This window comes from Buttiauxella agrestis ATCC 33320, assembly GCF_000735355.1.
GTDB classification, from domain to species: Bacteria; Pseudomonadota; Gammaproteobacteria; order Enterobacterales; family Enterobacteriaceae; genus Buttiauxella; species Buttiauxella agrestis.
The window spans coordinates 16,730-39,089 of the sequence record NZ_JMPI01000011.1 but is presented as its reverse complement, the minus strand read 5'-3'; the positions used below and the strand labels follow the sequence as shown (position 1 = coordinate 39,089).

Here is a 22,360-nt window from a genome sequence, read left to right as displayed (position 1 = left end):
TTAAAAGTGTGAATGTTGCGGTAATGGGGTAATCGTCGCGTCATCGCAGGCGATGCGGTCAATCAGCAAGGTCGCGGCCAGCAAATCTGCGGCTCCGCCCGGAGACGCATTCAGTGTGAGCATCTCTTTATCAAGCCAGGCCAGAGCAGTTCGGCCCTCAACCGTCGCCGTCCCACCTGCCACCAGCACGCTACGCGCACCGTTTTGCATGGCTTCAAGCCCTTCAAGCCCGGCGCGAGACAGCACGCAGGTATCGCTAAGCGTCGTCATGATGGCCATCAGCGCATCAAGGCGAGCCTGCTGCTCCGTTGCACCGTTCGAACGGCTGCGGCGCAGTTGCGGCAATGCCAGACGCATGATGTGCGGGAAGCCAAGTTGTGCTTCTTCGCGAGCACCGGGAACGCGATAACGACGCGTGGCGAGTAACCCCTTACTGAAAACTTTGGGTGCGTAGCTGTCCGGCAGGCTGGCAAGTTTTGCGGCACTTGCCGCAATCTGCGAACTGCTGCCTTCGCAGCCATGCATTGCTGCCGCGGCGACCAGCAAACCGAGTGCCCAGATAGCGCCCCGGTGAGTATTCACTCCGCCTGTAGCCGCCATCATCTGCGCCTCGCCTTCACGACCTAAACGGCCAACGAGTTGGCGCAGAGCGATATCTGCCGGGCGCTGCCAGCTTTGTAATGCCAGAGCATGAAACGTCGGAGAAAGGCTGTGCGCCGAGCGCTCCATCAAATCCAGATTCAGATCGTGATGTGCGCCGCTTCCCCGGCTGTCCACAAGACCGGGTTTCGGGCTTAAACGTGCTTCTTCAATCAGGCTTTGGGTGGCAACCCGTGCAAGCCATTGCGCGCTGCCTTCTGCCCCGATTTGTGGCTGTAGTTTCATTACCAGCTCCGGAATTTCGCAGGTGGGTTATACAGGCCGCCAGACCACTCGACCAAATCCGCCACGCTGCTGGCTGCCAGCAGGGAACGGGTCGCGTCGGTGCGACGAATGCCCATGTCTTCCGGGAAGACCACTTTGCCACTCTGGCGCAGTGCGGCAACGCGTTTAGCGTCAACGCCCAGGCCGATGTCGGTGATACCCGCAACGGAGGCGACCATCGCACGGCGTTCTTCAAGGCTTTCAGCGCGATACAGATACGCGATACCTTCTTCGGTCAAAACGTGAGTGACGTCGTCGCCATAAATCATGACCGGAGCCAGTGGCATACCGGAGGATTTTGCGACTTCAACCGCATCGAGTTTTTCCACGAAGGTCGGCTTAACGCCGGCCTGGAAGGTTTCAACCATCTGCACGACGAGCTTACGGCCACGCTGCATCAGATCTGGCTGGGCCTGCATCGCAAGCCAGGCGTCAGTTGCATGGCGACGACCGTGTGGGTCATGCCCCATGTTTGGCGCACCACCGAAACCGGACAAGCGACCGCGCGTCACCGTTGAGGAGTTGGCATAGCCATCAACCTGCAACGTGGAGCCGATGAACATATCTACCGCGTACTGGCCTGCTAACTGGCAGAAAGCGCGGTTGGAGCGCATGGAACCGTCGGCACCGGTAAAGAACACATCCGGGCGAGCGCGAACGTACTCTTCCATTCCCAACTCACCGCCGAAGCAGTGCACAGTTTCAACCCAGCCGCTTTCAATAGCAGGAATCAATGTTGGGTGCGGGTTCAGCGTCCAGTGTTTACAGATTTTGCCTTTCAGGCCGAGTTGCTCGCCGTAAGTTGGCAGCAGCAGTTCGATGGCGGCGGTGTTAAAGCCGATGCCGTGGTTAAGCGATTGCACGTTGTGCTCGGCGTAGATGCCTTTAATCGCCATCATCGCCATCAGGATGTGCTCTTGCTTAATCAGGCGCGGGTCGCGGGTAAACAGCGGTTCGATAAAGAACGGTTTGTCCGCCACTACTACGTAGTCAATCCACGAACCCGGAATATCCACACGCGGCAGATCGCATTCGTCGTCCACCAGTTCGTTAACCTGGGCGATAACAATGCCATCGTGGAAGGCTGCCGCTTCGACCAGCGCTGGCGTGTCTTCGGTGCTGGCACCGGTATACAAGTTGCCTTTGCGGTCAGCTTTAAAGCCAGCAATCAGCGCGACGTTCGGCGCAAGATCGACATATAAGCGGGAATAGAGTTCGATATAAGTATGAATGGCGCCAATCTCTAACTGACCGTCTTCAAGCAGCTGCGAAATACGCAGGCTCTGGGTGCCAGAGAAGGAGAAATCGAGCTTGCGAGCAATACCTTTTTCAAAAATATCAAGGTGTTCGCTGCGCCCGACGCTCGGCATAATCATATGCAGGTTGTGAACTTTTGATGGGTTTACTTCGGCCAACATGCGGGAAAGGAAATCCGCCTGTTTTTGGTTGTTCCCTTCAAGCACCACACGATCGCCTGGAGCGATCAGTTTTTCCAGCATATCGACAAGGCCTTCGGTTGGAAGCACCTTGCCCTGCACGTTGGTGGTAGCCATACGACGCTGCTTCTCAGTGCGGCGTGTGTTCCAGACTCGTGCTGGGGTTTGCCCGGACAACATATTTAACCTCCTGATTCAGCCAATCATTTTGATTTGCTTTAGTCTGGTTAAATTGTGCGCCTCACTGGTTCGACCATCAATTAAGCTCAGGGGTCAATCATTAGCCTTAGAGTAATAATGGATATTCTGTTTTGTGACGAAGGTGGAAGGCGGGGAAAGGGAATGTGGGCTAGCTGACCAACAAAAATCATAATTACGAGACATGCCGCAATTCACTACTTTGCCGCTTTGTAAGCGGCCAGAAACTCGTAGAATCCGTGAGAGGGACGAGATGTGTTGTCTGTCGCGCTAGCTTTGTTGTGGTTGAAAAAAACACAACTGTAGCTACAATGGAGCCTCACAGACAAAGGGGTAAACTATGGACTCTGTAATTCGTACTCGTATCGACAGCCAGACAAAACAAAAAGCGACTGAAATCCTCGAAAGCTGTGGACTGACAATGAGCACCGCGCTGAGGCTTTTTGTCGAGCAAGTGGTGATTAATGAAGGTCTACCATTCGATATTAATCGCAAACCCAGCCCTCGTTTGATCCAGGCAATGCGTGAAACGCAAGAGATCCTTCAAAGCGGAAAAAGTGGATTTTCCGATATAAACGAGCAAATGGATGTCCTCAATAATGGCGAACAACAATCGAGCAAAGCTGCCGTTTCAGACAAAACACACAAAATCATTTAGTAAAGCCTGGGAGCGTTACAACAAAGCTGGTCGCCATGACATGAACACGGTTTCCGTCGCAATGTGGCTTATCGCCTCACGTAATCCTTTACCGGCTTATTACCTCGACCACGCGTTAACGGGGGAATATGGCGGGTACAGAGAACTACATATTGGGGGGGATTATTTACTGGTGTATTACGTAGATGAAACTACAAGAACTATTGTCTTTTCAGATTTAGGCACTCATGCCGAGCTGTTTGAATGAATGGTTATTATTGTTCCCCCCTTCCCACAAACAGAAAGAGGGGTTTAGCACACAGCTATTAGGATTTAGCTGGGCGAGCGGTGATTTTAATTGAATCGGTATAAGTCACGCGCACGCTTTGGTTCACTTTCAGATCTTTCAATTTCGCCTGAACTTTAGGGTCTTCAACGGTTACCGTTTTTTCCTGACCTTTTGGTCCTACGAAGGTGATTTCATTCTTTTTCAGATCGATGTGTTTAATTTTCAGCTGAACGTTAACCTGGCGGAAGGCTTCGTGCTCAGGTGAACCACTGGTCGCTTTTTCCATACCTTTGGTGGTTGAAGCCGTAGGTGCGGCTTTATCAACGTTGGTATCAAAAGCGATAGCAACGGAACGCGTCACGGTGGTATCAACGGTGTCGCCCGCTTTCAAATTGGCCAACGTACCGGCTTCTTCAGGAACATTAAGGGAAACTTTGTTCCCTTGCTCACCCTCAAGCACCACAACATGATTTTTTTGATCGACTGATACAATTTTCGCGGAGAAATGGTCGGCCTGGAAATCGCCCGCAACCGGCAGGACTGTAGCATTAGCGGAAAAAACACTGAAAGCCAGCAGCGAAACAGTAGCAGCACCTTTGATAAAGGTTTGAATCGGTTTCATAAATCAGATGTCCTTATAAGATAAGCGAATATTTTTGGCCCTGTGGGCAGGGCCAGTATGAGCTTAGCGGTATTTCTTATGGTAGGCATTGCGAGTGGTTTTAAATTCTTCGGCAGCCGCCTGCGCTTCCTTAACTTTGCCTTCGTTTGCCAGTTTCAGCGCGCCGTCAATTTGGCCGACCAGCAGATCCAGGCCGTGGCGATAATCTTTCATCTCCGCGCTGTCTGAGGCTTTGTTTTCAAGTTTAGGTGGGGTGCCTTTTTGCGCGTCTAATGCTGCCGCGCGCATATTGTTAAGCGAGGTTTTTAACTCCGCCGCGTTATCGGTTTTCAACACGGTTTTGTAGTTTTCAGCGATGGTATCCATATCATCGCCAACATCTTTCGCCATTACAGCGCCAGTAAATAACACGGACGATACTGCCAACATTGCAATTAATTGCTTACGCATTGACTCACCTTTTTTATTAGAAAGGCGCGGCAGGACGCGCCTCTTACGGTTTCTATTGGCCGGCGATTTTCATCTCCGGCAACAGCACTGAACCACATTGAATATTACTGCGCTTCTCAATATCGCTACCTACTGTAACAATTTCTCGCCACATATCTTTAAGATTTCCGGCAATAGTGATTTCGCTCACCGGATATTGAATCTCGCCGTTCTCGACCCAGAAACCAGACGCACCACGAGAATAGTCGCCGGTAATGCCACTCACGCCCTGGCCCATCAGCTCAGTCACGACCAGCCCGGTGCCCATTTCTTTCAGCATACCGTCGAAATCCAGGCCGCGCCCTTCAATGCGCCAGTTATGGATGCCGCCCGCATGGCCGGTGCTTTTCAGTCCCAGTTTGCGTGCAGAATAGTTGGTCAGCAGCCACTGTTGCAGGATGCCGTCTTTGATGATATCCCGGCGTTCTGTGCGTACACCTTCGCTATCGAACGGCGTGGAAGCCAGCCCTTTAAGCAAATGCGGATGCTCTTCAATGGTCAGCCATTCCGGCAAAACTTGTTTGCCTAAATAATCCAGCAGGAAGGTCGATTTACGGTAAACCGAGCCACCCGCAATCGCGCCCACTAAATGCCCGAACAGGCCAGTTGCGGCTTCGGCGGCAAAGATAACTGGTGCTTTCATGGTGGAAAGCTTACGCGGAGAAAGGCGCGCCAACGTGCGGCGTGCGCACTCAGCACCAACAGATTCCGGGCTGTCGAGGTCTTCCATCGCACGACCAATGGTATAGGCGTAATCACGCTCCATCTCACCGTTAACTTCTGCGATAACACAGCTAGAAAGCGAATGGCGCGTGGAGCAATAGCTTTGCAGCATGCCGTGGCTATTGCCGAAAACTTTGATGCCGTAGTGGCTGTTAAAGCTGCCGCCTTCGGTGTTGTTGATGCGCTTATCGACGTTCAGCGAGGCGTTTTCCGCACGCGCTGCCAGTTCAATAGCGCGGTCGGCGTCCATTTCGGTCGGGTGGAACAAGTCCAGATCTGGCGCTTCGAAAGCCAGTAACTCTTTTTCTGCCACACCGGCGAATTCGTCCGGGGAAGTATAACGGGCGATATCCAGTGCTGCCTGCACGGTACGCGCTACGGCATCCGGGCTAAGATCGGTTGTGGACGCGCTGCCTTTACGGTTTTGATGATAAACGGTGATGCCAAGCGCACCATCACTGTTGAATTCGACGTTTTCCACCTCACCGTATCGGGTGCTTACGCTGATACCAGTGGTTTTACTGACGGCGACTTCTGCGCCGTCGGACTGAGCGGAAGCCAATTCCAGCGCCTGAGATACCGCTTGTTCCAGAACCTGACGTTGTTGTGCTACTTGCGTGTTTACTTTCATCGCTACTGCCATAATGTAAGGTGAGTGAATTAAGTCTAACCCAGAACAGAACAATTTCGCAGTGAACAGGCTTTACTGGTAGAATTAGCCACTTTTTTTAAGGAGCCTAATATGACTAAGCAGCCCGATGACTGGCTCGACGACGTCCCAGATGACGAAAATGAAGACGAAGATGATGAGATTATCTGGGTCAGTAAAAGCGAAATTAAGCGTGATGCCGAGGAATTAAAACGCCTCGGTATGGAGCTGATGGAGTTGGGCAAGAACGCGCTCGACAAAATCCCTCTGGATGAAGATTTGCGTGCCGCGATTGATCTTGCTCAGAAAATCAAAAAAGAAGGCCGTCGCCGCCAGGTTCAGTTGATTGGCAAAATGATGCGTTCGCGCGATATGGACCCGATCCGTGTGGCGCTGGACAAGCTGAAAAACCGTCACAACCAGCAAGTTGCGCTGTTCCATAAACTGGAAGCATTGCGTGACCGCCTGGTTGAAGAAGGTGATGATGCGATGACCGAAGTGTTAAGACTTTACCCTGAAGCTGACCGTCAGCAACTGCGCGTACTGATCCGTAACGCTCAAAAAGAAAAGGCAGCCAATAAGCCGCCAAAATCTTACCGCCAGATTTTCTCTTATCTGCGCGAACTGGCCGAAAGCCAGGGCTAAGAAACTAAAGTGGCTGAATGAATTTTGCCACCCATAAAAAAAACCCGCATTTGCGGGTTTTTTTATTACTGTTTTTCAGCTTTCTTCGCCAGCGCATCCAGCAATTTCTGATGAATCCCGCCGAAACCACCGTTGCTCATCACCAGAATGTGGTCGCCTGGCTGGGCAGTTTTCACCACCATATCCACCAGCGTATCGACATCTGCACTCCAGTGCGCAGGCTGAATACAGGCTTCTGCGACTTCCACCACTTGCCACGGAATATGTGGCGGCTGGAGTAAGAACACTTCGTCTGCACGGCCTAACGATGGCGCGAGGTCATCTTTGCTCAGGCCCATTTTCATGGTGTTGGAACGAGGCTCAAGCACCGCCAGAATACGCGCCGTGCCGCCCACTTTGCCGCGTAATGCCGCAAGAGTTGCCAGAATCGCCGTCGGGTGATGCGCAAAATCGTCATACACCGTCACGCCATTTTCTTCGCCACGCAATTCAAGGCGACGACGCGCATTCACAAAACTATCCAACGCTTTAGCCGCGTCTGCTGGCGTCACACCCACATGGCGCGCGGCGGCAATCGCCATCAAACCATTATGCATGTTATGTTCGCCCACCAACTGCCAGTGCACTTCGCCGACACGTTCGCCATCCAGATACACTTCCCAGTTGGACGCGTCCGGATTCAGTTTCTTCGCCTGCCAGTGACCTTGTTCGCCCACCAGCTCTTGCTCACTCCAGCAACCCATCGCCAGCGTTTGCTTAATGTTGGTATCGCTTTCAGGCCAGATGATTTTCCCCTGACCCGGCACGATACGCACCAGATGGTGGAACTGTTTCTGAATCGCTTTCAGGTCGTCAAAAATGTCCGCATGGTCGAACTCAAGGTTATTGAGGATCAATGTGCGCGGGCAGTAATGCACGAATTTGGAACGCTTGTCGAAGAACGCACAATCGTATTCATCGGCTTCAATCACGAAGAACGGGCTATCGCCCAGACGTGCAGAAACATCGAAGTTCCCCGGTACGCCGCCAATCACAAAGCCAGGTTTGTAGCCACAGGCTTCCAGAATCCATGTCGCCATACCCGCAGTAGTAGTTTTACCGTGCGTTCCAGCAACGGCAATCACCCAACGGTCACGCAGTACGAAATCATGTAGCCATTGCGGGCCAGACATATAAGGAATGCTTTTCTCGAGAACGGTTTCAACACATGGATTTCCACGCGTCATCGCGTTACCGATAATAACCAGGTCCGGTTGTGGTTCGAGCTGGCTCGGATCATAGCCCTGAATTAATTCAATACCTTGCACTTCAAGCAAAGTGCTCATTGGTGGGTAGACGTTGGCGTCCGAGCCAGTCACCTCATGGCCGAGTGAACGTGCCAGCATAGCCAGGCCGCCCATAAACGTGCCGCAAATACCCAAAATATGAATGCGCATAAAAACCATCCTTTCATTATTTGGCGCACATTCTAACCGTATGTGAGGTGGTGGCAAATCGCATTTAAGTTAATTCCGTATTTTGCTGGCGCGATTCACCTGTACGCTACTATTTGAATCTTTGTTAGGATTGTTGCAATCGTTTTATTTAACTGACTGATGCAGGGAAAGTGTTATGAAAACGTTAGGTGAATTTATTGTCGAAAAGCAGCACGAGTTCTCCCACGCAACCGGTGAACTGACTGCCTTGCTGTCGGCGATAAAGCTCGGCGCAAAGATCATCCACCGCGACATCAACAAAGCGGGTCTGGTTGATATTCTGGGTGCCAGCGGAGCTGAAAACGTTCAGGGCGAAGTGCAGCAAAAACTCGACCTGTTCGCGAACGAAAAACTGAAAGCCGCATTGAAAGCCCGAGGGATTGTGGCAGGTGTGGCTTCCGAAGAAGAAGATGACATCGTTGTTTTCGAAGGCGCGGAACATGCCAAGTATGTTGTATTGATGGACCCGCTCGACGGCTCATCAAACATCGATGTGAACGTGTCAGTAGGAACAATTTTCTCTATCTATCGCCGTATTACGCCAGTCGGTACTCCTGTCACTGAAGCTGACTTCCTTCAGCCAGGCAACCGCCAGGTCGCCGCCGGTTATGTGGTTTACGGTTCCTCAACCATGCTGGTTTACACCACCGGTTGTGGCGTTCACGCCTTCACCTACGACCCTTCCCTTGGCGTTTTCTGCCTGTGCCAGGAGCGCATGCGCTTCCCGGAAATTGGCAGCACCTATTCCATCAACGAAGGGAACTACATCCGTTTCCCACAGGGTGTGAAAAAGTACATTAAGTTCTGCCAGGAAGAAGATTCAAATACTCAGCGCCCGTACACCTCACGCTACATCGGTTCGCTGGTGGCAGATTTCCACCGTAACCTGCTGAAAGGCGGTATTTATCTCTACCCAAGCACCGCCAGCCACCCGCAAGGGAAACTGCGTTTGCTGTATGAAGGCAACCCAATGGCGTTCCTTGCGGAACAAGCCGGCGGCAAAGCCAGCGACGGTAAAGAACGTATTCTGGATATCATCCCGGAAACCCTACATCAGCGCCGCCCGTTCTTCGTGGGCAACGAACACATGGTTGATGATGTAGAACGTTTTATTCGTGAGTACCCGGACGCTTAATTCGTTTTAATTTACCCCCTCACCCCGGCCCTCTCCCCCCAGGAGAGGGAGAATACCGAGCAATCCCCTCTCCCGGGGGAGAGGGTTAGGGTGAGGGCGCGTGAATCAACACCTAAACGTCGCCATTGCCGCCACCAAATGCTGTGACTGCTCTTCAAGCGAACGCGTAGCCGCTGTTGATTCCTGAACCAGCGCCGCATTTTGCTGCGCTGCTTCATCCATCTGGCTGACCGCGATATTCACCTGCTCGATACCATAACTTTGTTCGTTCGATGCATTGGCGATTTCACTGACCAGCCGGGTCATACGCATCACTTCTTCGGCGATTTCATCCATGGTTTCCCCGGCTTGTTGCGCCAGTTCACGGCCTTCGCCAACGTGGTTTTGCGAGTCAGAAATCAAGGTGCGGATCTCTTTTGCTGCATCAGCACTGCGGCTTGCCAGAGTACGAACTTCGCCCGCCACTACCGCAAACCCGCGCCCTTGTTCACCAGCACGCGCCGCTTCTACAGAGGCGTTCAGCGCCAGGATATTGGTCTGGAAGGCGATGCCGTCGATAACACTCAGGATGTCTGCAATACGGTCAGAACTGCTGGAGATATCACGCATTTTCTCAATCACATAGCACACCATTTCACTGCCACGATCGGCGGTATCAGAGACATCTTTCGCCAGCTTGTGTGCCTGCTCCGCGTTATCGGCGTTCTGTTTCACAGTCGCGGTGATCTGCTCCATGCTGGCGGCGGTTTGCTCAAGTGACGTGGCAGTGGATTCAGTCCGTTGAGCCAGATTCTGGTTACCCGCCGCCAGTTCGCGGCTGCCGGTGTCAATTTGCGAGCTGGCATCACGCACGCGGCTGACCGATTCCATCAGCGAATCACGCATTACCGTAATCGCGGCTGCCAGCCGACCAAATTCATTATTCCCCGCCGTGGGCAGTTGCTGAGTTAAATCACCTTTGGCGACAAACTCCAGTTGCTCAATTGACTGATTCAGCGGTTTGAGCAGCAAATGACGCAGCGCCAGCCACACCAGCACGATAATTCCGGCGGTGAGCAATGCGGCGATAATAATTAGCGTAAGGACGATTTTCTTATGCAATTGCACCGCTTCAACTTCGCTATTGCCGCGCTGTTCGCCCCACTGCTGGAAAATCTCCACATCGGTATCAAACTTCTGCGATAGCGGGATCAGCGTGTGCTCAAGCAAATCGTAGTAATCATCGGGGTTTTGTTTGGTGAGTGCAGCCAGCATCGGATTAATGCCTTTTGCGAGATAGTCCGCATAACTTTGCGATAAGTTTTGAATCAGGCGGTTGCCCTCTTCGTCACCCACGCCGCTATCGATAAACTCTTTCAGCTTCTGCTGCGCCGCAGTGACGTCACTTGCGACGTAATCGGTAGATTTTGTTGCATCATCCAGCAAGCCAATTTCCATCTGTCGAACCGCCTGCCCGGCACCATTACGCGCGCGCAGCAAAGAGACATAACCATCAGACAAGCGCACCATCTGCTCGCCCTGTAGGCTGTTGATTTTCTGGAGTGAAGTTGAGCTTTGTTGCAGAGCGTAAATGCCCATGCCGCTGACAAATAACAACAGGAAGGTCATAACTGCCAACAGCGTCAGCAGCCCCGTGCGAATAGACAAATTTTTCAACATGCTCTTTTCCCGGTGACAGAACGATAGAAACGATTGAAGTGTTATCGACCATCACCGGGGAAACCTTAGGCAAAGCGATTTAACTTTGACCAGGCGTCACGTTAATGCGCTTCACTGGCGAGCTTTGGCGGTTTTCCCACAGCACCGTCAGGCCGCGCTGTAGGGCAATGAAAATAAACAGCAAAATGCCGATGGCGATTTTCGTCCACCAGGAGCTGAGCGTGCCATCGAAGTTAATATAGGTCTGAATCAGCCCCTGAATCGCCACGCCAAATAAAGTGCCGAGCACAGTTCCCACGCCGCCGCTTAACAACGTGCCTCCGATAACCACCGAGGCAATCGCGTCCAGCTCCACGCCCATTCCCGCCAGCGCATAACCCGCTGAGGTATAGAGTGAAAACACAATTCCAGCGAGCGTGGCAAGCCCGGTTGAAAGCATATAAATGCGAATCGTTGTGCTGCGCGTGGAAATCCCCATCAGGTTGGCCGACGTGGCGTTGCCGCCAATCGCGTACACCTGATTGCCAAAACGAGTGCGGTGAGCAAGGAAAATACCAATCACTACCACGGCCAGCATCAGCAGGCCCATGGCACTTAATCGCCCCCCGCCGGGAATGCGCCAGGCAAGGTTAGACAGCGTGTCGTAAATCGGGTGATCAATCGGAATCGACTCTTCGGACACCAGGTAACTGACCCCGCGCAGGAAGAACATCCCGGCAAGCGTAATAATAAACGCCGGGATTTTCAGCGCATCAATCAACAACCCCATAAACGCGCCGAATGCGCAGCCCATCAGCAGCACCAGCGGGAAAGCCACCAGCGGCGATAATCCCCAGAAGCCAATCGCTTTGGCGAGGAATACGCCGGTAAAGGCGATCACTGAACCGACGGACAGATCGATGCCGCCGGAGAGGATCACAAACGTCATGCCAACAGCAATAATCCCCAGAAATGCGTTATCAGTCAGAATGTTGCAAATTACCCGCGTTGAGGCAAAACCGGGGAATTGCGTCAGGCAGTACAGATACCCCAGCACAAACACCGCCAGGGTAATCATCAACGGCAAGTTACGTTTGATCATGGCGACGGAGTCCTTTGAGCAAAGCAATAAAACGCGGTGACTGAACAATCAGCACGCACATCACGACCACCGCTTTCACCACCTGATTAAGCTCAGGCGGAAAACCAGAGAGCAGAATGCCGGTGTTCATCCCCTGAATAATCAGCGCCCCAATCACCGAAAGCGCGATGTTAAAGCGTCCGCCCATCAGCGAACCGCCACCGATAACCACCGCCAGAATGGCGTCCAGTTCCAGCCACAATCCGGCGTTATTGGCATCGGCACCGCGAATATCGGCGGTCACGATAATCCCGGCGATAGCGGCGCACAGGCCACTCAGCACGTAAGTGAGCATCACGACGAGGCGCGTATTCACCCCGGCGTTCTTCGCCGCACGAATGTTAATTCCGACCGATTCAATAAACAGGCCCAGTGCCGTTTTACGGGTAAACAGCCAGAAGAGCAGCAGCGTTGCCAGCACGATAATCACCGGCGTCGGGAAGAAGAACAGCGCACCGCTGCCAAGGTATGAAAGGTTGGGCGAGTTGAACGTAACGATTTGCCCGGCGGTGATAAGTTGCGCCACACCGCGCCCGGCGACCATCAGAATCAGGGTGGCGACAAACGGCTGGATCTTGAGGATGGCGACCAGAATACCGTTCCACAATCCGGCCAGAATGCCGACGCCCAGTGACGCCAGGATCACCACTGCCAGGCTGTGTCCGTCGACGGTTAACGTCGCGGCAGTCGCACCGGCAATCGCCATCACCGCACCAACGGAAAGATCAATACCGCCGGTGGCGATCACCAGCGTCATGCCAATCGCCAATAATGCGACCGGTGCCGCACGGTTAAGAATGTCTATCGGGCTGCCGAACAGGCGTCCGTTTTGCACCACGATATCAAAGAAATGGTTAGCGACCAGGCTATCAACCAATAGCACCAGCACCAGGGCGACTAACTGCGGAATACCCGGCGGCCAGCGGAAATTTCGCTTTGGCTTTTCAGCATCCGTTTGCGGCAATGAACGAGGCATCACGTGTTACTCCTTATGCCGCAATGGCATTCATAATTGCCGATACGGAAAGCTCTGCGAGCGGGATCTCTGCCACTTGTTGCCTGTCACGCATGATGATCACGCGATCCGCGTAACCCACCAGCTCTTCGAGTTCGGAAGAAATAACCAGCAGCGCCAGACCATCGGCACATAAGGTTTCGATCAGGCGGATAATTTCGGCATGTGCGCCAACGTCTATCCCACGCGTCGGTTCATCGAGGATCAGGAATTGCGGTTTAGTTAGCAGCCACCGCGACAGCAGAACTTTTTGTTGATTGCCGCCAGAGAGAAATTCGATCGGTTGATCCGGGCCAGGCGTGCGGATTCCCAGCTGGCGGATAAACCGTTCTGCTATCTGATACTGTTCACGCTTCGGAATCGGCCGCAGCCAGCCGCGCTGGGCCTGCAATGCCAGAATGATGTTTTCACGTACCGAGGCGGCGGCAATAATACCGTCGGTTTTCCTGTCTTCCGGGCAAAAACCAATGCCGAGCGACGAGGCTTTATGCGGCGATCGCAGCGATTGTTGCTTGCCTTTGATCCACGCGTTACCGCTGTCTGCGGGCTTGATCCCAAATATCACTTCGGCGGTTTCGGTGCGACCGGATCCTAATAATCCCGCCAGCCCGACGATCTCCCCTGGACGGACTTCCAGATCGAATGGGTTGATCACCCCTTTCTTGCCGAAATCTTTAAACGCGGCGACCGGTTTGTCGCTCAGTAAAGTGCGGCCCGCACGGTTCAGGGCGTTAGTTTCCAGTTCACGCCCCAGCATCATTTTCACCAGTTCGATCTGCGGCAGATCCCGGGTATTACGCGTGCCAACAAATGATCCGTTACGCAGCACGGTGATGCGATCGGTGACTTCATAAACTTGATCGAGGAAGTGGGTGACGAAGATCAGGCTGACGCCCTGATCGCGCAGCTGACGCATCAGGGTGAACAGCATTTCGACTTCTTTGGTGTCGAGGCTGGCGGTAGGTTCATCGAGGATCAGCACTTTGGCCGACAGATCGATGGCCCGGCAAATCGCGACGATTTGCTGCATCGCCACGGAATAGCGGTTCAGTGGCTCAGCGACATCCAGCGAAAACCCGTAGGATTCCATCAGCCGGGTGGCGCGCTTTTCCATCTCTTTGCGTTGTATAAACCCAAAGCGACGCGGCTCGCGGCCAATAAACAGGTTATCCGCCACCGACATATTCGGCAGCAGGTTCACTTCCTGATACACCGTGCCGATGCCAAGCTGTTGGGCATGGGCTGTATTCTTTGGTGAGATAAGCTCACCTTCGAGGTAAATATTGCCGCTATCGCGCTGATAAACACCGGTTAACGCTTTGATTAGCGTTGATTTCCCTGCTCCGTTTTCGCCCAGTAGCGCCATGATTTCGCCGCGATTGAGGCTGAAGTCCACTTTGTCTAGTGCCTTAACCCCTGGGAAATGTTTCGATAAGCCTTCCGTGCGCAGAATTTCCTGATTGTTGTTGGTGTTCATTATTGTCCTCTGCACGCTACAAGTCCGGACGCCCTCACCCCGGCCCTCTCCCCAAAGAGAGGGAGAAAACCGATCGGTCCCCTCTCCTTGGGGAGAGGGTTAGGGTGAGGGGTAAAGCAGCTTAGTAGCCCATCGATTTTTTCTTCTCAAGCTCTTCTTTCGCGGTATCCGGGAGATACAAAGTAGACTTGGTGATGGTCACTTTTTCCGGCATGGTGCCGTCTTTTTTGAACTTCTCGAGCGCGTCAAACGCCGGGCCGGCCATGTTTGGCGTCAGCTCTACGCTGGCGTTAGCTTCGCCATCGATCATCGCTTTGTAGATATCCGGCACGCCATCGATTGAACCGGTCAGAATGTCTTTGCCTGGTTTCAGGCCCGCTTCTTTAATGGCCTGGATAGCACCGATCACCATGTCATCGTTATGCGCGTAAACCATGCAGATGTTTTTGCCGTTGTTCTCGGCTTTGATGAAGCTTTCCATGACTTCTTTACCTTTGCTGCGGGTAAAGTCGCCAGACTGGGAACGAATGATTTTCACGTTAGACGCTTTAGAAATGGCGTCGGCAAAACCTTTCTTACGGTCGATTGCCACGCTTGCGCCCACGGTGCCTTGCAGCTCAACCACGTTACATTGTTTACCGTTAAGCTCTTTGAGCAGCCACTCGCCGATCAACTGGCCTTCCAGCACGTTGTTGGCGGTCACTACCGTCATGTACAGCGATTTGTCTTTTACATCGATATTACGGTCGAGCAGGAATACCGGGATTTTTGCCTCTTTTGCTTCTTGTAGTACTGGCTCCCAGCCCGTGGCGACGATTGGTGCGATGAAGATAGCGTCAACGCCCTGGGCAATGAATGAACGCACTGCTTTAATCTGGTTTTCTTGTTTTTGTTGTCCATCAGCGATTTTCAGCGTGATGCCACGTTTCTGAGCTTCGCTCTTTGCAACCGACGTTTCTGCCGCACGCCAACCGGATTCAGATCCTACCTGCGAAAATCCGACCGTTAACGGAGCAGCTATCGCCATAGACGACATAGCTGCGGAGACAGCAGAGACCAAAAGTAAGCGCTTCCACATAGGTACATCCTCGTAGGGTTATTGTTGGTTAATACCTGACCTTCGAGAAAACTATAGACGACATAGTGGCTAACAGAATGAGTTACATCACACTTCAAACAAGTCATGCGCATGGCTGTAACCGCTTACACAATTTTATAAAGAATATGGCTATGTTTATGGATTTTCCCGTTGTCGGAAGGTTCTGGAAACGGTTGCGGCTAAGAAGTGAAGGCAAAAAGAGGCGAAGACATTTAAATCGAGTTAGCTATAATACGCGGCACTTGAATGACATCAGTTTAAAGGAAAAAGACATGAGCTTACTCAACGTCCCTGCGGGCAAAGATATGCCGGAAGACATCTACGTTGTTATCGAAATCCCAGCGAACGCTGATCCTATCAAATATGAAATTGATAAAGACACCGGCGCGCTGTTTGTTGACCGTTTCATGTCCACCGCGATGTTCTATCCGTGCAACTACGGCTACATCAACCATACCCTGTCTTTAGACGGTGACCCGGTTGACGTTCTGGTTCCAACGCCATACCCACTGCAACCAGGTTCTGTGATTCGTTGCCGTCCAGTTGGCGTGCTGAAAATGACTGACGAAGCGGGCGAAGATGCCAAGCTGGTTGCCGTTCCGCACACCAAACTGAGCAAAGAATACGATCACATTAAAGATGTGAACGACCTGCCAGAACTGCTAAAAGCGCAGATCTCCCACTTCTTCGAGCAGTACAAAGCGCTCGAAAAAGGCAAATGGGTTAAAGTTGAAGGTTGGGACAATGCTGAAGCGGCTAAAGCTGAAATCGTTGCTTCCTTCGAGCGCGCTAAGAAGTAATTCTCGCCTCGCTGAATGCTTGTGAAAACACCGCCAAATGGCGGTGTTTTTTTATGCAGCTTATGTCGAATGTCGCTTTCGCTAATCCGACCTGAGAAGTCACTAATACTGATCTTTATCCAGCCAGTCACCGCTTTCGATGAGGGTAAGGCCATCCACCGGCCTTTGGTAAACGTACATCCATGCGCTGCCGTATGGGGTCTGAATGAGCTGGCGTTTGTACTCCCCGCCTTTGGTGCGAAGAGCATCCAGCTCAGAGAGTGTGGACGCATCAATTCGATACACTTCACCCATCACGGAACCTTCACCCGGGACGACGCCCGGATAGTGGCCGAGGCTGTATAAAGCGTAGTTTTCGACATGATGCTCCCCAAGCCACTGGGCGTTTGTCATCCAGTGGCTGTTACCTTGCTTGCGTCTTAAACTGCCGTAAACAAATATTCGCATTACTAAAACTCAAACTGATAAAGCAGATCAAGTGCCTGATCGATACCAGACACCGCTTCCAGATACAGCTTAGGCATCAGGCGATAACGCAGTGTTAGTGTCGCCAATGAGTCAAAAATACCCACTCCATATTTCACCTGGAGACCTGGCAGTACATAGCCACTGACCACCACTTGTGAGGAATCCCCCACCCCTGCGGTATCAAGCGCCAGATTGCTTACGCCAAACGTCTCGCCGATTTTACCCACAACCTGCCCACTTTGTGCAACCCCCAGACCCACAAGCATTGACGTCATGGCGTTGCCATCGTCGCCAGAACTGTCTAAACCTTGCCCGCGAAGCAGGTAGGACAAGGCTTCTTGCTGTGACATGGCAGGATCAGAAAATATTTCAGCTTTTGGCTCATCAGCCGATCCTGTGACACGAACACCAGCAATAACGTCGTTTTCTGTGGATTCCGGGTTACGAATCGCTTCGATATTCAGCAAAGGTTGATCCGGCGGGCCTGAGAATAACAGCTCGCCTTTGCGCACAATCAGATCCTGCCCGTAAGCATGGAAGCGCCCTTCTGGAATATTGATCTGCCCGTTCAAGCCTAAGCCCTGGCGATCCTGCACCATTTTCAAATCGCCGCTTAAGCGCGCTTTCAGGCCAAATGCATCCAGACGCACATTGTTGCCGACGTGGATCACCAGATTGCTGTTGATCGGGATCCCCGCCGTTTGCGGTTTAACGGGTTTCAGATCTTTATCCAGCATCACTTCATCGCTGGATACCCCCACCGAGCTTTCCGGAACGTCATGCACCACAATTCGCGCCCATGGAATATCGACGCTGCCATCAAGCGTAAACAGACTTGGCGTGGCGACAAACTCAACATCCGGCGACACATCGAGTCGTACCATTGGCGGCACCGTAATGCGCACCTTATTGCCTTTCGCCGCCACCCGCGCTCGCCAGTTGTCGATTTGCGTCCAGTCCGCATCGCCGCTCAGGGCAATATCGCCCTGTTTGGTGCGCACCGTTCCCGCAAGCGTCGAGTTCATACCATTAAAGTTCATGGCAAGCTGGCTTGGCTGCATATCGAACGGCATAAAGTTGCCGTCAACATCCACGCCATTAAGCTGCAATTGGCCGAAGATTTGTGGTCGCTCGGCATTGCCCGCGAGGCGTAAATTGGCGTTAAGTTTGCCAGCGGCTTTTTCCCCCCGGGCGAACACCGCGTTGGCGATAGCCAAATCAAAGTTGCGCATATTCACATTACCGGCGAGATTGCGGCGGTTCTGCGGATCGCTAATTTGAACCTGGCCGTCGAACTGACCGTTTTGAGCAACACGAATCAACCAGCCCAACTTCGCCTGGTTGTTTTTGAGTTCCGCATTCAAATTAAGCGTGTCGAATGCCACCAGCAGCGGGCTATCGTTCACCATCTGCGTGACTTTAACGCCGTTGCCCGCGAGCGTCACAGAACCCTGCGGCAAGCCTTCAGATTCCGCATCCCAGCTGACATCCGCCCGGCCACTGAACGTGCCTACCGCCTGCGTATCGGCTGGCATAAACGGTTTGAGCATCGCCAAATCAAAGCGGTTCAGATTGACCAACGCCCGCCCTTTCGCACCAGCGTCAATCGGCTGCGGCACGCAAAGTTCAGCATTCGGGTTCGTCCAGCAATGCGCGCCAATATTGATTTTCTGCTCTTTGTTGCGGTAATCGAGCGCCAGAGAACGGTTCAAAGACCACGGGCCAACCGGCGTTTCAAAGCGCGTGTTGCTGAGATTGCCGCGCCAGCGTTCTTCTTCGCGAGAGAAGCTGCCACTCAAATCTAACTGCCCGGAAACCGGCTCCCCCTGAATTCGCACTTGCAGCTGATGCTGTTTTTCAGAACCTTTTGCGGCCAGCGTCACAAGGCTAAGATCAACGCCCGGCTGGGAAATTCGCTCAACGCGTAAATCCAGAGTGCCCGCAATTTGATCGGTGGACTTCACGTCCCCTTTCAGCAGAACACGTGCAATCGAAAGCTCCTGCCAGCGCAAATTATTCGCCGTGACATCCGCCAGCAACTGCGGTGCTTTCACATCGCCGCGCACTTTAATCGTGCCTTTCGCCGTGCCGCCCAGACCTGGCAGTGCGTTGTCGAGATTAGGCGCGTCAATGGTGGCATCCAGTGCCAAATCTTTCTGGCCCAGTTCACCTTTGACATCCGCGCTATTGCGCCCCAGTTCAATGTGCAGGCCAGGGATCTTCCACTGCATGTAGCTGTTGCCGTTGAGCTTCCCGGCGACATTCACTTTGTTATTTTTGACGTTACCGGCGAGTTTCAGGTCAGACACATCCACCTGCCAACTCCCGCCGTACAAACTGCCGCTGGTTTTCACCAGGCCATCGAGTTTGGCAGGCCAGTCAGGGAATTGCTTCGCCGTGTTGATGCCGTCGAGTTTCAGCTCGCCGCGCCAGCTAATGGCTTTGCTCCAGTCGAGCACTGCTTTCAGGTCGGTGTTGCCCTGCAAAGCCGCCACGCGCAGTTTGTCGAGATTGAGCTGTTGCTCATTGCCTTTAGCGTCAAGCGTGATGGTGGCTGGCGGGATTTGCTCGCCTTTCACATCGGTGCGCAATGACAGCGTGTAGTCAGTCATTTTTCCGCTGAATTTCAGCTTAAGGTTATCGGCCTGATACTCCTTTTTGCCGGTAAACGGCCAGTAAAGCTGCTTGCTCAGCACTTCGAGATTAAGCGGCAAACCGGCTTCGGCAAGTTGCGTATGCGCGGTGAGTTCCATATCGACCGGGCCTGAGAGATTCATGCCGACTTTCAGCACATCCCGCAATTCCCCGCCAATTTTCATCTTCACCTTTTCGCCTTTTATCGGGTCGATATTCAGCGTGGTATTGAGCGTCAAATCGACTGGCCATTTGTCGCGCAGTTCCGCGCTCCCGGTGGCATTGACGATACCTTGTGAGGAGTCGACATCCAGCGCATCAAGCTTCAGGGAACCGTCGATGCTGCTGACTTTCAGCAACAGGCTGCTGACCAGCAAATCGGTGTCACCCGTCAGGCGCAGTTGCGAGCCACGGAACTCCTGAATATTCAGGTTCAACGGCAAATGCACATCGGTCATTTCTGGCAAAACAGGCTTTTCAAACAGTTGCTTGAGCGTTTCGCCCAGCGGCAACTCTTCCGGCTGCGGGTTCTGAATTTTCGGTTCGACCACCTGTTCCTGAGCGACTTTGGCGACCTTTGGCAAGGCAATCAATAAGCCTTCGAGGTTGGTCGGCGTGACCGTCAGATTACGCTCCTGCCAGTTAAGGCCCGAGGTAAATTCCATCACCGAAACGGTAGTGTTATCAATTTTGATATTGACGTTATTGAGCGCCACGCGGCTTAACGTGATGGGATACGGTGTGGTGAGATTGAGCGGGCCGGAGTCTTCTTCCTGAACCGGGGCCGACGGCGGCATTTTTTTGCTGTCGATAACCACGTCGATATCTTTGAGCGAGAGATTATTCACGCACAGGCTGCTGTCACGCAGACAGCCGAGTTTAACCGCGAGGTTAACCTCACCCGCCCGAACGTCCACGCCCGGTTGTTCGTAGCGCAGCCCTTTGATGGTCAGATTACGCCAGCCACCTGTAACACTGGCGATATCTAAACCCGGTACCCAGCGGTTAGCGGCATTAAATAATACGTGTAGCCCGGTGGTTGTCCCCACCAGGAAACCCACGGCGCCAATCAGCAGCACCACAAAAACCAACACCGCGAGGCTTATCTTCTTCCAGCGACTCATAGTTCAGGCCCCAGACCGATGTAAAACTGTACGCCATGCTCATCTTTATCCGCCACCGGAACGGCGAAATCGAGCTTGATTGGCCCAACGGGTGACTGCCAGCGCACGCCAACACCTGCGCCAGTTTTAAAGTTGCTCTGTTTAATATCGTTCACCGCTTCGCCTGAATCGACGAACACCGCGCCCCACCATTTCCCGGTCACGTTGTATTGATATTCCAGCGAGCCGGTGAGGAGTTTGGATGCCCCGGTCAGTTCGCCCTTCTCGTTTTCAGGTGAGATAGATTTGTAGGAATAGCCGCGAATACTGCGGTCGCCACCGGCAAAGAAACGCAAGTCTGGCGGCACTTTGTCGAAGTTATTGGTTTCAATCCAGCCCACATTGCCGCGCACCACAAAGCGGTGCTTTTCCTGCAAAGTACGGATCCAGACCTGTTGCGCCTGCGCGACGGCGAAGTCCACATCGGAACCCCACATGGTGTCGGAAACGTCTATCGAATAGCGTTGTGAGTCGCCCCAGGTCGGCATTAAACCGCCGCGAGAACGGGTGCGGTTAAGGCTCACGCCCGGATAAAGCAGCATCGTGGTATTGGTGACATCTGCCTGTGTAAAGTGGTCGAGACTCCAGCGCAGGTTGATGGCATGTTGCCAGCCGCTGGATAAATCCCAGTATCGCGAGACGGCAAGCGTGGTGGAATCTGACTTGGTATCGTTCAGGTCGGTGGCTTTAAAGCCGCCCTGCACCAGATAATATTGCTCGAGCGGGTTTTTCAGCAGCGGCATTTTGTAGCTGAAATCGAAAATCTGCTCCGGCGCTGACAGGCTGATACTGCTGGTCAGGCTGTGCCCGTAGGAGTTCATCCACGGTTTTTTCCACGACGCTTTAACGCGCGGCCCCACGTCGGTGGAATAACCCACACCGGTCTCGATGGTGTTTTCGGTACGCGGCGAAACCACACCGTGCAGCGGCAATACTTTGGTTTTGCGCGCTTCGTCGAATTCTGGTGCAACCACCACGGAATTAAACCAACCCGTGGCAGACAACCGGCGGTTCAGTTCAGCCAGATCTTTCGACTGGTAATAATCGCCCTGCTTAAACGGCACCAGGTTTTGCAGATATTCTTCACGAATCTGGGAACCTTCAAAGGTGACGGCACCAAAACGGTAACGCTCGCCGCTGTTGTAATCGATATCCCAGAACGCCTGACGGCGCTCGAGCGACACACCGAGCTGGCTTTTGGTGAACTCGCTGTCGAAATAACCTTTGCGCACCGCAATATTCGAGAGATCTTTTTTGAAACTGTCGTAATCATGATGATTCAGAACGGTGCCAATCTTTGGGCGTTCGCCCAGCAGCGCAATATAATCTTTATCGTCGCGCGCGCCACCACGCAGAATCACATCGGTGCCGCCAATTAATACCGGCGGGCCGGGATCGACTTTGGCAATCAAAACCTGGCGCCCTTTGGTTGGTGGTGGGCGCAGGTCGAAATCAATAGTCGGTTCGTAATAGCCGAGCGCTTTCAGGCCATTACGAATAGCATCGTCCACACGGGCACGGAAACGCCGGTCCGGCGTCACTTCATCACTCTGGATGGTAGAAAGCTGTGCGCGAACGTTTTTTTGTAGTTCGCCGCTTAACCCATCAACCTGCAAACGCACGTTAGCAGCTCCGGCCCACGTGCTTACCAGGCACAAACAGGCCGAGCAAATAATATGGATCTTTGGCACGTTTTCTCCTGA

At 53.0% G+C, this 22,360-nt stretch carries 19 protein-coding genes; 5 read left to right on the top strand and 14 right to left on the bottom strand.

Features of this window, described 5'->3' with window-relative positions; genetic code table 11:
* Both GBAG_RS01825 and mdcA read right to left on the bottom strand, forming a co-directional pair.
* Nucleotides 1-885, bottom strand: a complete 885-nt coding sequence (locus GBAG_RS01825; protein ID WP_034492915.1) for a triphosphoribosyl-dephospho-CoA synthase — start codon at nucleotides 883-885, stop codon at nucleotides 1-3.
* Nucleotides 885-2,540: a malonate decarboxylase subunit alpha gene (mdcA, locus tag GBAG_RS01820; RefSeq protein ID WP_034492912.1), complete on the bottom strand. Its 1,656-nt coding sequence runs from the start codon at nucleotides 2,538-2,540 to the stop codon at nucleotides 885-887. The genes GBAG_RS01825 and mdcA overlap by 1 nt, the downstream gene beginning before the upstream one ends.
* A 358-nt stretch (nucleotides 2,541-2,898) precedes the next feature.
* On the opposite strand from mdcA, the gene GBAG_RS01815 reads away from it, so the two are divergent.
* Together GBAG_RS01815 and GBAG_RS21935 are read left to right on the top strand one after the other, a co-directional pair.
* Complete coding sequence (locus tag GBAG_RS01815) at nucleotides 2,899-3,216, top strand: type II toxin-antitoxin system RelB/DinJ family antitoxin (protein WP_051873616.1); 318 nt, start codon at nucleotides 2,899-2,901, stop codon at nucleotides 3,214-3,216.
* Nucleotides 3,158-3,463, top strand: a complete 306-nt coding sequence (locus GBAG_RS21935) for a type II toxin-antitoxin system RelE/ParE family toxin (protein WP_072011128.1) — start codon at nucleotides 3,158-3,160, stop codon at nucleotides 3,461-3,463. The genes GBAG_RS01815 and GBAG_RS21935 overlap by 59 nt, the downstream gene beginning before the upstream one ends.
* Before the next feature lie 58 nt (nucleotides 3,464-3,521).
* Here GBAG_RS21935 and GBAG_RS01810 read toward each other — a convergent pair whose 3' ends face one another.
* From GBAG_RS01810 to pmbA, 3 genes are all read right to left on the bottom strand, one after another.
* Nucleotides 3,522-4,106, bottom strand: a complete 585-nt coding sequence (locus GBAG_RS01810; RefSeq protein ID WP_034492909.1) for a hypothetical protein — start codon at nucleotides 4,104-4,106, stop codon at nucleotides 3,522-3,524.
* A gap of 63 nt (nucleotides 4,107-4,169) precedes the next feature.
* Entirely contained in the window at nucleotides 4,170-4,556 is a 387-nt protein-coding gene (gene cybC / locus GBAG_RS01805; protein ID WP_034492906.1) for a cytochrome b562, read from the bottom strand.
* Between the two features lie 52 nt (nucleotides 4,557-4,608).
* Nucleotides 4,609-5,961, bottom strand: a complete 1,353-nt coding sequence (gene pmbA, locus GBAG_RS01800) for a metalloprotease PmbA (RefSeq protein ID WP_034492904.1) — start codon at nucleotides 5,959-5,961, stop codon at nucleotides 4,609-4,611.
* Between the two features lie 99 nt (nucleotides 5,962-6,060).
* Between pmbA and yjgA the strand changes: the two genes are divergently transcribed.
* Nucleotides 6,061-6,612: a ribosome biogenesis factor YjgA gene (gene yjgA / locus GBAG_RS01795; RefSeq protein WP_034492900.1), complete on the top strand. Its 552-nt coding sequence runs from the start codon at nucleotides 6,061-6,063 to the stop codon at nucleotides 6,610-6,612.
* Between the two features lie 65 nt (nucleotides 6,613-6,677).
* Here the strand turns inward: yjgA and mpl are convergent, their stop codons facing one another.
* Entirely contained in the window at nucleotides 6,678-8,048 is a 1,371-nt protein-coding gene (gene mpl / locus GBAG_RS01790) for a UDP-N-acetylmuramate:L-alanyl-gamma-D-glutamyl-meso-diaminopimelate ligase (protein WP_034492897.1), read from the bottom strand.
* 175 nt (nucleotides 8,049-8,223) lie between these two features.
* Here mpl and fbp point away from each other — a divergent pair, with 175 nt between their 5' ends.
* Nucleotides 8,224-9,222: a class 1 fructose-bisphosphatase gene (gene fbp, locus GBAG_RS01785; protein ID WP_034492895.1), complete on the top strand. Its 999-nt coding sequence runs from the start codon at nucleotides 8,224-8,226 to the stop codon at nucleotides 9,220-9,222.
* Between the two features lie 105 nt (nucleotides 9,223-9,327).
* Here fbp and GBAG_RS01780 read toward each other — a convergent pair whose 3' ends face one another.
* From GBAG_RS01780 to ytfQ, 5 genes are all read right to left on the bottom strand, one after another.
* Entirely contained in the window at nucleotides 9,328-10,881 is a 1,554-nt protein-coding gene (locus tag GBAG_RS01780; RefSeq protein WP_034492893.1) for a methyl-accepting chemotaxis protein, read from the bottom strand.
* A 79-nt stretch (nucleotides 10,882-10,960) separates the two neighbouring features.
* Nucleotides 10,961-11,962, bottom strand: coding sequence for a galactofuranose ABC transporter, permease protein YjfF (yjfF, locus tag GBAG_RS01775; RefSeq protein ID WP_034492890.1), 1,002 nt, complete (start codon nucleotides 11,960-11,962; stop codon nucleotides 10,961-10,963).
* Nucleotides 11,949-12,980, bottom strand: a complete 1,032-nt coding sequence (gene ytfT / locus GBAG_RS01770) for a galactofuranose ABC transporter, ATP-binding protein YtfT (RefSeq protein ID WP_156104842.1) — start codon at nucleotides 12,978-12,980, stop codon at nucleotides 11,949-11,951. The genes yjfF and ytfT overlap by 14 nt, the downstream gene beginning before the upstream one ends.
* 10 nt (nucleotides 12,981-12,990) lie before the next feature.
* A complete protein-coding gene (gene ytfR / locus GBAG_RS01765; RefSeq protein WP_034492884.1) occupies nucleotides 12,991-14,493 on the bottom strand; it encodes a galactofuranose ABC transporter, ATP-binding protein YtfR in 1,503 nt (500 codons plus the stop codon).
* A gap of 121 nt (nucleotides 14,494-14,614) precedes the next feature.
* Nucleotides 14,615-15,571, bottom strand: a complete 957-nt coding sequence (gene ytfQ, locus GBAG_RS01760) for a galactofuranose ABC transporter, galactofuranose-binding protein YtfQ (protein WP_034461239.1) — start codon at nucleotides 15,569-15,571, stop codon at nucleotides 14,615-14,617.
* A 293-nt stretch (nucleotides 15,572-15,864) separates the two neighbouring features.
* Between ytfQ and ppa the strand changes: the two genes are divergently transcribed.
* Nucleotides 15,865-16,392, top strand: a complete 528-nt coding sequence (ppa, locus tag GBAG_RS01755) for an inorganic diphosphatase (RefSeq protein WP_034492882.1) — start codon at nucleotides 15,865-15,867, stop codon at nucleotides 16,390-16,392.
* A gap of 102 nt (nucleotides 16,393-16,494) precedes the next feature.
* Here ppa and GBAG_RS01750 read toward each other — a convergent pair whose 3' ends face one another.
* From GBAG_RS01750 to tamA, 3 genes are read right to left on the bottom strand one after another with little or no spacing between them, the layout of a single operon-like run.
* Entirely contained in the window at nucleotides 16,495-16,839 is a 345-nt protein-coding gene (locus tag GBAG_RS01750; protein ID WP_034492880.1) for a gamma-glutamylcyclotransferase family protein, read from the bottom strand.
* A gap of 2 nt (nucleotides 16,840-16,841) precedes the next feature.
* Nucleotides 16,842-20,618, bottom strand: a complete 3,777-nt coding sequence (gene tamB, locus GBAG_RS01745) for an autotransporter assembly complex protein TamB (protein WP_034492877.1) — start codon at nucleotides 20,616-20,618, stop codon at nucleotides 16,842-16,844.
* On the bottom strand, nucleotides 20,615-22,348 hold the full coding sequence (gene tamA / locus GBAG_RS01740) for an autotransporter assembly complex protein TamA (RefSeq protein ID WP_034492874.1): 1,734 nt from the start codon (nucleotides 22,346-22,348) through the stop codon (nucleotides 20,615-20,617). Before tamA ends, tamB begins: the two co-directional genes overlap by 4 nt.
* Nucleotides 22,349-22,360 lie beyond the last annotated feature (12 nt).

Coding starts and splice junctions, on each gene's coding strand:
- GBAG_RS01825 (WP_034492915.1), bottom strand. CDS start 885: ATGAAACTACAGCCACAAATCGGGGCAGAAGGCAGCGCGCAATGGCTT.
- mdcA (WP_034492912.1), bottom strand. CDS start 2,540: ATGTTGTCCGGGCAAACCCCAGCACGAGTCTGGAACACACGCCGCACT.
- GBAG_RS01815 (WP_051873616.1), top strand. CDS start 2,899: ATGGACTCTGTAATTCGTACTCGTATCGACAGCCAGACAAAACAAAAA.
- GBAG_RS21935 (WP_072011128.1), top strand. CDS start 3,158: ATGGCGAACAACAATCGAGCAAAGCTGCCGTTTCAGACAAAACACACA.
- GBAG_RS01810 (WP_034492909.1), bottom strand. CDS start 4,106: ATGAAACCGATTCAAACCTTTATCAAAGGTGCTGCTACTGTTTCGCTG.
- cybC (WP_034492906.1), bottom strand. CDS start 4,556: ATGCGTAAGCAATTAATTGCAATGTTGGCAGTATCGTCCGTGTTATTT.
- pmbA (WP_034492904.1), bottom strand. CDS start 5,961: ATGGCAGTAGCGATGAAAGTAAACACGCAAGTAGCACAACAACGTCAG.
- yjgA (WP_034492900.1), top strand. CDS start 6,061: ATGACTAAGCAGCCCGATGACTGGCTCGACGACGTCCCAGATGACGAA.
- mpl (WP_034492897.1), bottom strand. CDS start 8,048: ATGCGCATTCATATTTTGGGTATTTGCGGCACGTTTATGGGCGGCCTG.
- fbp (WP_034492895.1), top strand. CDS start 8,224: ATGAAAACGTTAGGTGAATTTATTGTCGAAAAGCAGCACGAGTTCTCC.
- GBAG_RS01780 (WP_034492893.1), bottom strand. CDS start 10,881: ATGTTGAAAAATTTGTCTATTCGCACGGGGCTGCTGACGCTGTTGGCA.
- yjfF (WP_034492890.1), bottom strand. CDS start 11,962: ATGATCAAACGTAACTTGCCGTTGATGATTACCCTGGCGGTGTTTGTG.
- ytfR (WP_034492884.1), bottom strand. CDS start 14,493: ATGAACACCAACAACAATCAGGAAATTCTGCGCACGGAAGGCTTATCG.
- ytfQ (WP_034461239.1), bottom strand. CDS start 15,571: ATGTGGAAGCGCTTACTTTTGGTCTCTGCTGTCTCCGCAGCTATGTCG.
- ppa (WP_034492882.1), top strand. CDS start 15,865: ATGAGCTTACTCAACGTCCCTGCGGGCAAAGATATGCCGGAAGACATC.
- GBAG_RS01750 (WP_034492880.1), bottom strand. CDS start 16,839: ATGCGAATATTTGTTTACGGCAGTTTAAGACGCAAGCAAGGTAACAGC.
- tamB (WP_034492877.1), bottom strand. CDS start 20,618: ATGAGTCGCTGGAAGAAGATAAGCCTCGCGGTGTTGGTTTTTGTGGTG.